Origin of the sequence: Micromonospora inaquosa (assembly GCF_003857055.1) — a bacterium.
Lineage (GTDB): Bacteria > Actinomycetota > Actinomycetes > Mycobacteriales > Micromonosporaceae > Micromonospora > Micromonospora inaquosa.
On sequence record NZ_QGSZ01000326.1, the window covers coordinates 23312 to 31735 of the forward strand.

General features: G+C 68.5%; 8 protein-coding genes and 2 tRNA genes. 2 read left to right on the plus strand and 8 right to left on the minus strand.

Annotated elements, in window-relative coordinates:
- Window positions 1-58: 58 nt before the first annotated feature.
- The 6 genes from DLJ59_RS29860 to gyrB all read right to left on the minus strand — a co-directional run bounded on the left by DLJ59_RS29860 (window position 59) and on the right by gyrB (window position 6094).
- Window positions 59-134: transfer RNA gene (locus tag DLJ59_RS29860), tRNA-Ala, on the minus strand.
- Window positions 135-176: 42 nt separating this feature from the next.
- Window positions 177-305 (minus strand): DLW-39 family protein, encoded by a 129-nt coding sequence (locus DLJ59_RS37685; protein ID WP_209444550.1) that lies wholly within the window; start codon window positions 303-305, stop codon window positions 177-179.
- 42 nt (window positions 306-347) lie between these two features.
- Window positions 348-421 (minus strand) — tRNA-Ile (locus tag DLJ59_RS29865).
- A gap of 151 nt (window positions 422-572) precedes the next feature.
- Window positions 573-1490: a DUF3566 domain-containing protein gene (locus DLJ59_RS29870; RefSeq protein ID WP_124776800.1), complete on the minus strand. Its 918-nt coding sequence runs from the start codon at window positions 1488-1490 to the stop codon at window positions 573-575.
- A gap of 4 nt (window positions 1491-1494) precedes the next feature.
- Entirely contained in the window at window positions 1495-4017 is a 2523-nt protein-coding gene (gene gyrA / locus DLJ59_RS29875; protein WP_124776802.1) for a DNA gyrase subunit A, read from the minus strand.
- Window positions 4018-4147: 130 nt separating this feature from the next.
- Window positions 4148-6094 (minus strand): DNA topoisomerase (ATP-hydrolyzing) subunit B, encoded by a 1947-nt coding sequence (gene gyrB / locus DLJ59_RS29880; RefSeq protein WP_124776804.1) that lies wholly within the window; start codon window positions 6092-6094, stop codon window positions 4148-4150.
- A 522-nt stretch (window positions 6095-6616) separates the two neighbouring features.
- On the opposite strand from gyrB, the gene DLJ59_RS29885 reads away from it, so the two are divergent.
- Entirely contained in the window at window positions 6617-7171 is a 555-nt protein-coding gene (locus DLJ59_RS29885) for a hypothetical protein (RefSeq protein ID WP_124776806.1), read from the plus strand.
- Here DLJ59_RS29885 and DLJ59_RS29890 read toward each other — a convergent pair.
- The gene (locus DLJ59_RS29890; RefSeq protein ID WP_124776808.1) at window positions 7156-7644 is read right to left on the minus strand and encodes a MarR family winged helix-turn-helix transcriptional regulator; all 489 of its coding nucleotides are present in this window, start codon (window positions 7642-7644) and stop codon (window positions 7156-7158) included. The two genes, DLJ59_RS29885 and DLJ59_RS29890, sit on opposite strands and share 16 nt — an antisense overlap.
- A gap of 129 nt (window positions 7645-7773) precedes the next feature.
- Here DLJ59_RS29890 and DLJ59_RS29895 point away from each other — a divergent pair, with 129 nt between their 5' ends.
- Window positions 7774-8001 carry a hypothetical protein gene (locus tag DLJ59_RS29895; RefSeq protein WP_124776810.1) on the plus strand — a complete coding sequence of 76 codons (228 nt, stop codon included), beginning with the start codon at window positions 7774-7776 and terminating at the stop codon, window positions 7999-8001.
- 12 nt (window positions 8002-8013) lie between these two features.
- On the opposite strand, the gene DLJ59_RS29900 is transcribed toward DLJ59_RS29895, so the two are convergent.
- Window positions 8014-8424, minus strand: a 411-nt coding sequence (locus DLJ59_RS29900; RefSeq protein WP_124776812.1) for a DciA family protein, incomplete at its 5' end; no start/stop codon positions are given.

Sequence of the window (8424 nt, forward strand, 5' to 3'; positions counted from 1 at the left end):
GTCCCAATGCGGCTCGGATGATCATGCGGGGTGTTCCGCCGCAGGTCAGAGGCGGAAATGGTGGAGCCCAGGGGACTCGAACCCCTAACCCCTGCCTTGCAAAGGCAGTGCTCTGCCAGTTGAGCTAGGGCCCCGTGAGTGGCCGCGGCGACGAACGCTCGTCGCAGGGCCGAACGTCAGCGGAGGTCGGGCGCGGTGGTCGCCTCGTGCCACAGGGCACGCTCGTCGTTCGACGCCTTGATCTTGTTGAACACGACGGCGGCCACACCGACGACGCCAGCCAGAATCAGCAGCTTCTTGAACATGGGGCGACCCCTCGCGCTCGACTATCGTCGGACGACATGCGGTGGGGCTAGATGGAATCGAACCATCGACCTCAGAGTTATCAGCTCTGCGCTCTAACCGACTGAGCTATAGCCCCGCGTTGCGACGAGCAAGATTAACCCATCCGCTCCGCCAGCCCCAAATCGGGGTCCGAGCCTGCGAGCGGGGCCCGCCGTCGCCTGCAAAACCTACCCGAGTACGGGACGCCGGAGCGACCGCATTCCGCGGTGCTCCGGCGTCCCGGCGACTCAATCCCGCTCGGCGAGGGTCAACTCGATCCCGCCGACCAGGTCAGCGCAGACGTTGTAGACGAATGCGCCGAGCGTGGCCAACGCGGTGAACAGCACCACGTTGACCAGGCCGATCAGCGCCGAGCTGAGAATCACGCCCTTGGCGGTGATCTGGAAGCCGCTGGTGCTCTGCCCACCGCCGGCGTTCACCAGGTCGCTCAGGCTCTCGTTGACGCTCTGGAACACACCCATCGCGTCCAGCGCCAGGTAGAGCACCGAGGTGGCGACCACCACGACGATGAAGAGCACCACCGACACCGCGAATGCGAACTTCATCACGGACCAAGGGTCGATCCGCTTCAGGTTGAGCCGAGCCCGGCGTGGCCCGCGCGACGCGGCCGAACTGACCGACGTACGCGCCGCACGCACCGCCTCACCGACCCGGGCCGCCCCGACTGCGGACGGGTTGCCGATCCCCGGTGGCAGGCCACCACCGCTGGCCGGACGGCCGGCGGTAGCGGTGCCACGCGCGGCGTCCGGCTGCGGCTGAGTCATGCCGGGCGTGATCCGCGGCTGGGTGCCGGTGGACCCGGTCGACGCCGCCTGACCGGGCCGGACACTGATCGGCTGGGTGGTCGCCGGACGGGCCGACGGTGTCGCCGCCGGGCCCGGAGGATTAGCGGCGGCCGACGTCGGCGCCTCGGCGCTGGATGGCGCCTCGGTCTTGTCGCCCGACGCGCCATCCTCGCCCGGCTGCTCCGGCGGGGGCGTCATACCTGGAGCCCTGGTGAACTTCGGGGCAGGCGCATCGGCGGGGACCGTCGCCCGGCCTACGGCCGCGCGGCCGGTCGCTGGTGTGCCGCCCTTGGCGGCCTCCTCGTCGACCGGGTTGGCCGAGGTCCCCGTGTTCCCCGACTTCGCCTGTGTCTCCGTCATTCAACTAGTCCTGTTCGTCAGGCTCGTCGGCATTGCGAGCAATCGCCACGATAGTCACGCCGTCCGGGAGGTCCATCAGCTTGACCCCCATTGTGTTCCGGTCACGCGTACGGCGTACAGGCTTCACCGGAGTCCGAATGACACCACCATTGCTGGTGATCGCGAACAGCTCGTCGTCCGGATCGATCACCACCGCGCCAACCAGACCACCGCGCCGTTCGGTGATCTTCGCAGTCAACACGCCCTTACCTCCCCGGCCCTGCACCGGGTATTCCTCGATCGGGGTGCGCTTGGCATATCCCCCGTTCGTGGCCACCAGAACGTCCAAACCTTCGCGCACGACCTCCATGGCTAGCAGGACGTCGTCGTCCGTGAAGCGCATGCCGATCACGCCCGAGGTGGCCCGGCCCATCGGCCGCAACGCCTCGTCCGAGGCGTTGAACCGGATCGCCTGTGCCTTCTTCGAGACCAGCAGCAGGTCGTTCTCCGGGGCAACCAGCGCAGCACCGACCAGCTCGTCCTCATCGCGCAGGTTGATCGCGATGATGCCGCCGGAACGGTTGGAGTCGAACTCCTCGAGCCGCGTCTTCTTCACCAGGCCGTTCTTCGTGGCCAGTACCAGATAGGGGGCTACCTGGTAGTTCGGGATCTCAATGATCTGCGCGATCTGCTCGTCAGGCAGGAAGGCGAGCAGATTGGCCACGTGTTGGCCCTTGGCCACCCTACTGGCTTCCGGCAACTCGTACGCCTTGGCCCGGTAGACACGGCCCTTGTTCGTGAAGAACAGGATCCAGTCGTGGGTCGAGCAGACGAAGAAGTGGCTGACGATGTCGTCCTGCCGCAGCGTGGCGCCACTGACGCCCTTACCGCCGCGCCGCTGCGAGCGGTACAGATCGACCTTCGTTCGCTTGGCGTACCCGGTCCGGGTGATCGTGACGACCACGTCCTCGCGGGCGATGAGGTCCTCCATCGAGACCTCGCCGTCGAACGGGATGATCTGCGTCCGGCGGTCGTCGCCCCACTTGGCGACGATCTCGCCCAGCTCCTCCGAGACGATCTTCCGCTGCCGCTCGGGCTTGGCGAGGATGTCCTTGAGGTCGGCGATCTCGATCTCGAGCTTGGCCAGGTCGTCCACGATCCGCTGCCGCTCCAACGCGGCGAGCCGACGCAGCTGCATGTCCAGGATCGCGGTCGCCTGGATCTCGTCGATCTCCAGCAGTCGGATCAGGCCCTGCCGCGCGTCGTCCACGGTCGGCGAGCGCCGGATCAGGGCGATCACCTCGTCCAGCGCGTCCAGCGCCTTGCCCAGACCGCGCAGGATGTGTGCCCGCTCCTCGGCCTTGCGCAGCCGGAACGCGGTCCGCCGACGGATCACGTCGATCTGGTGCTCGACGTAGTAGCGAATGAACTGCGCCAGGTTGAGCGTGCGCGGCACCCCGTCGACCAGGGCCAGCATGTTGGCCCCGAAGGTCTCCTGGAGCTGGGTGTGCTTGTAGAGGTTGTTCAGCACGACCTTCGCGACCGCGTCGCGCTTGAGCACCAGCACGATCCGCATACCGGTACGCCCGGAGGACTCGTCGCGGATGTCGGCGATCCCGGCGAGCTTGCCCTCCTTGATCAGCTCGGCGATCCGCTCGGCGAGGTTGTCCGGGTTGACCTGGTAGGGCAGCTCGCTGACGACCAGGCAGGGCCGGCCCCGCTTGTCCTCCTCGACCTCCACCACGGCGCGCATCCGGATCGAGCCGCGACCGGTGCGGTACGCGTCCTGGATCGCGGTGGTGCCGACGATCAGGCCGTGGGTCGGGAAGTCCGGGCCCTTGACGATGCCCAGCAGGGCTTCGAGGGTGGTCTCCTCGTCCTCCTCCGGGTGCTCCAGGCACCACTGCACCGCCGCGCCGATCTCCCGCAGGTTGTGCGGCGGGATCTTGGTGGCCATGCCGACCGCGATGCCCTCGGAGCCGTTCACCAGGAGGTTGGGGATCCGCGACGGCAGGATGGTGGGCTCCTTGGCCCGGCCGTCGTAGTTGTCCTGCAGGTCGACGGTGTCCTCGTCGATGTCCCGCAGCATCTCCATGGCGAGGGGGTCGAGCTTGCACTCGGTGTATCGCATGGCCGCGGCCGGGTCGTTACCGGGCGAGCCGAAGTTGCCGTTGCCGTCGACCAGCGGGTAGCGCAGCGACCAGGGCTGCGCCATCCGGACCAGCGCGTCGTAGATCGCCGAGTCGCCGTGCGGGTGGAACTGACCCATCACGTCGCCGACGACACGGGAGCACTTCACGTAGCCGCGGTCCGGGCGGTAGCCGGAGTCGAACATCGCGTAGAGGATCTTGCGGTGGACCGGCTTGAGGCCGTCCCGGACGTCCGGCAGCGCGCGACCGACGATGACGCTCATCGCGTAGTCGAGGTAGGAGCGCTGCATCTCCACCTCGAGCCCGACCGGTTCGATCCGGTCGTGCGCGACCACCGCGGCGATGGCCTCGGCGGGGACCTCGGGCTCGTTCGGTGTGGACTCGGGAGAATCGGTCACTGTATACCCTTATCAGACTCAGAGTCGTTTTTGTGCTGTGGATAACGGCTGTGGATACCGGCCAAGCTGTGGATAACTCTGTGGACCGGTGGGTCGGCCGGGCACTGCCCGGCCGACCCACCGCAGCCCGTCAGATGTCCAGGAACCGCACGTCCTTGGCGTTGCGCTGGATGAACGACCGGCGTGCCTCGACGTCCTCACCCATCAGCACACTGAACAACTCGTCGGCGGTCGCCGCGTCGTCGAGAGTGACCTGACGCAGGGTGCGCGTCGCCGGGTTCATGGTGGTCTCCCACAGCTCGGGATAGTTCATCTCGCCGAGGCCCTTGAAGCGCTGGATGTCGTCCGGCTTGGCGTTCGGCTTCTTCTGCTGGCGCAGCGCGATGAGCCCGTCCCGCTCGCGGTCGGAGTACGCGTACTGGGCGTCGTCGCCCTTCTTGTTCCACTTGATCTTGTAGAGCGGTGGGGCGGCCAGGTAGACGTGCCCCATCTCGACCAGCGGACGCATGAAGCGGAACAGCAGGGTGAGCAGCAGCGTCTGGATGTGCTGGCCGTCGACGTCCGCGTCGGCCATCAGCACCACCTTGTGGTACCGCAGCTTCTCCATGTCGAAGTCGTCGTGGATGCCGGTGCCCAGCGCGGTGATCAGCGCCTGGACCTCGTTGTTCTTCAGCACCCGGTCGATCCGGGCCTTCTCCACGTTGAGGATCTTGCCGCGGATCGGCAGGATCGCCTGGGTCCGTGGGTCGCGGCCCTGCTTGGCCGAACCACCGGCCGAGTCGCCCTCGACGATGAAGACCTCGGACTCACGCGGGTCGGTGGACTGGCAGTCGGCCAGCTTGCCCGGCATCGAGCCGGACTCCAGCAGTGACTTGCGCCGGGCCAGCTTGCGCGCCTGCTGGGCGGCGATCCGGGCGCGAGCGGCCTGGGACGCCTTCTGGATGATCGTCTTGGCCTCGGCCGGGTTGCGGTCGAACCAGTCGACCAGCCGGTCGTTGCAGACCCGCTGCACGAAGCTCTTGACCGGGGTGTTGCCCAGCTTGGTCTTGGTCTGACCCTCGAACTGCGGGTTGGTCAGCTTGACCGAGATGATCGCGGCCAGACCCTCGCGGATGTCCTCGCCGGAGAGCTTCTCGTCGCCCTTGAGCAGCTTCTTGTCGGTGCCGTACCGGTTGACCACGCTGGTCAGCGCGGACCGGAAGCCCTCCTCGTGGGTGCCGCCCTCGTGCGTGTTGATGTTGTTGGCGAAGGTGTAGACCGACTCGCCGTACGACTCGTTCCACTGCATGGCGATCTCGAGGGACATGCCCTCCTCTTCGGCCTCGAACTCGACCACCGTCTTGTGCATCGGGTTCTTGGAGGCGTTGAGGTGTCGGACGAAGTCGGCGATACCGCCGTCGTAGCGGAAGGTGACCTCGCGGGTCTTGCCCTCCTCGTCCTGCGGGACCCGCTCGTCGAGCAGGTGGATGGTGATGCCCCGGTTGAGGAAGGCCATCTCCTGCAGGCGTCGGTAGATGGTCTGGAAGTCGAAGTCGACAGTCTCGAAGACGTCGGGGTCAGGCCAGAAGGAGACCGCAGAGCCGGTGCGGTCGGTGGTCTCGCCCTTTTCCAGCGCGGACGGCTTGGACTGGGTGTACTGCTGCCGCCAGACGAAGCCGGACTTGTGGATCACCACTGCCATCTTCGTCGACAGCGCGTTCACCACGGAGACGCCGACGCCGTGCAGCCCGCCGGAGACCGCGTACGCCTTGCCGTCGAACTTGCCGCCCGCGTGCAGCACGGTCAGCGCGACCTCGACACCCGGCTTCTTGAGCTTGGGGTGCAGGTCGACCGGGAAGCCACGGCCGTTGTCGGTGACCTGGACGCCGCCGTCGGCGAGCAGCACCACGTCGATGGTGTCGCAGTAGCCGGCCATCGCCTCGTCCACGGCGTTGTCCACGACCTCCCACACGAGGTGGTGCAGGCCGCGCTCGCCGGTCGACCCGATGTACATACCGGGCCGCTTGCGGACCGCCTCCAGCCCTTCGAGAACGGTGATCGACTCTGCGCCGTACTCCTGCTTGTCCTGCGCTGCCACCCTCGGCCACTTTCTCGCGTCAGCCGCGCCGGTAGGGCGCGGCGGGCGCGGGTTCGGCGGACAGGACGCGACGTCGGCGCGCGCGGACCGGCGCCGGAGACCTCCGGACAGCGGGTCGAACGCGCCGGTCGCCGCGGTTGCCCGCGGATCGCGATCGGCTCGACCCGACGTGGAGAATGGATCTGGGCCTTCGGCCCCGTCCCACTCCCGCACCGGGTCTTCGTCTCACTGTCAATCCTACTGTGCGCGGAGGACAGAACCACCACTCGGCACCCTCAGCGAGGCGGCTGAGAAGTCCATAGCCGGCAGAACCCCGTCACCCACGACTCCCCCCACACGCCAAGCCCCCATCGCACGCGCCGCCCCGGAACGGGTTGACCCGCGCTCGGGCGGGTCGGGGGTCGCGGCCCGATCGTCCGTGCCGTACGTTTGCGGCGCCCCGGAACCAGCCTTGATCTTTACCGGTTGGAACCGGGACGATCGACCCGATCGACCCGACACGTGCTCATTAAGAGGTGACAGATGGGGCTGGACAACGTCGCGGTGCACTGGCCGCGGACCGGCCGCTTCTACGATCCGGTCGCACCGGCCGAGTTCGTCGACTTCGGCGAGATCGTCGACCTGCCGCGCATCTCCGCGCCGACAGCGGCGCTGGCCGAGCTGATCGCGAAGACCGGCACCATCCGGGCGACCGCGTACACCGAGTTGGTGGATCTCCTGCTCGGCCTCGAAGGTGTGTTGTACGCCACAGACGCCGCCGCCGAGGACGAGGACCCGGTGATCGACCCGGACGGCTGCTCCTGGATCGCGAGCGGCATCGAGCGGTTCGTGGCCGCGCACCGCGCGAACAGTGAGGCGGTCACCTTCGAGTCGGTGAGCACCGTGCTGCGCTCCCTGCTCGGTGACGGTCGGTTGGCCGAGCAGCAGCTGCGCTGGCTGGAGAGCCGGCTCGACGCGCTGCGCGACGAGCGCGGCGACCCGCCGCAGTGGAACTTCACCTGCGCCGAGTTGGGCGTGCTGGCCGCCTTCTACCGGCGCTGCGCCGAGCGCGGGTTCGCCGTCTACGCCGACGTCTGAGCCGCCGCGTCCGGCTCCGCGCCGGCCGGTCGGTTGGCGGCCGTGATCAGCTGGGTGAGCACGGCGTGCAGATGTTGCAGGTCCTCGACGGGCAGCCCGAGTCGCTGAACGATCGCGGCGGGGATCAGCTCCGCCTGACTCCGTAGCGCGGCACCGCTGGCGGTGAGGGTGACGGCGAGGCTGCGCTCGTCGCTCGGGTCGCGTTCCCGGCGCAGGTAGCCGGCCGCTTCCAGCCGCTTGAGCAGCGGTGAGAGCGTGCCCGGGTCGAGCTGGAGCAGGCGACTGAGGTCCCGACCGGACAACGGCGCGTGCTGCCAGAGCGCCAGCATCACCAGGTACTGCGGGTGGGTCAGCCCCATCGGTTCCAGCAGTGGCCGGTAGACGGCCACGACGCTGCGCGCGGCGACCGAGAGGGCGAAGCAGACCTGCTGCTCCAGGGCCAGCGGGTCGACGCTGTCCGGTCGTTCGCTCATCGGTTGCCCTCTCTCCGCACGATGACTATCGTACCGATCATTGGTGCACCAATCATTCGTGCCCCAACGGTCTGCTCGTTCGACGGGCGGGAATCGGCGAGACGACGCGACACGGAAAGAGGGCTTCAGATGAGCGAGGACGGCGCGGTCACCAAGGGCCCGGGCGAGGGCGGCCGACTGATGCGTTGGGCCTTCCGGCACCTCGCCGGCCCCGCGGAGGGCGTGCAGGGCGCGGTGCAGGGCGGTTCGGCCGAGGCCCGCGAGGCGTGGAAACGCGACCTGGCCGAGCGCAAACGCCACACCCGGGAGCAGCGGGAACGCAAGCGGGCAGCCCGCGAGGCAGACCGGCGCGGCTGAGCGGGCGCAGACTCAGCCGTACGTGTCCCGCGGGCCCCGACCGCGTACCCGGCGCGGGCCCTTCCCCCAGGAGGGCGCGGCCGGCCCGTGGATGTGCAGCTTGCGCACCACGTTGTGACCGACCTCGCTGGCGATCTGCTTGAGCAGCGAGCCGGCGAGCAGCCGCAGCTGGGTGGCCCAGGCGGTCGAGCGCGCCTCCACGGTCAGCTCGCCGTTCTCCAACTTCACCGGACGGCTGTTCTGCGCGACCTCCGCGCCGACGACCCGCTCCCAGGCACCGAACACGGTGGCCTCGGCCGCCGGTTGCTGCCAACCGCGCGCCTTCACCAGCCGGTTCAACACAGCACCGAGCGGCTGCGGATCGCGCGGGTCGGGGCCGGGGCCGGAGTAGCCGCGCAACTGCCGCCCCGAGCCGCGCGATCC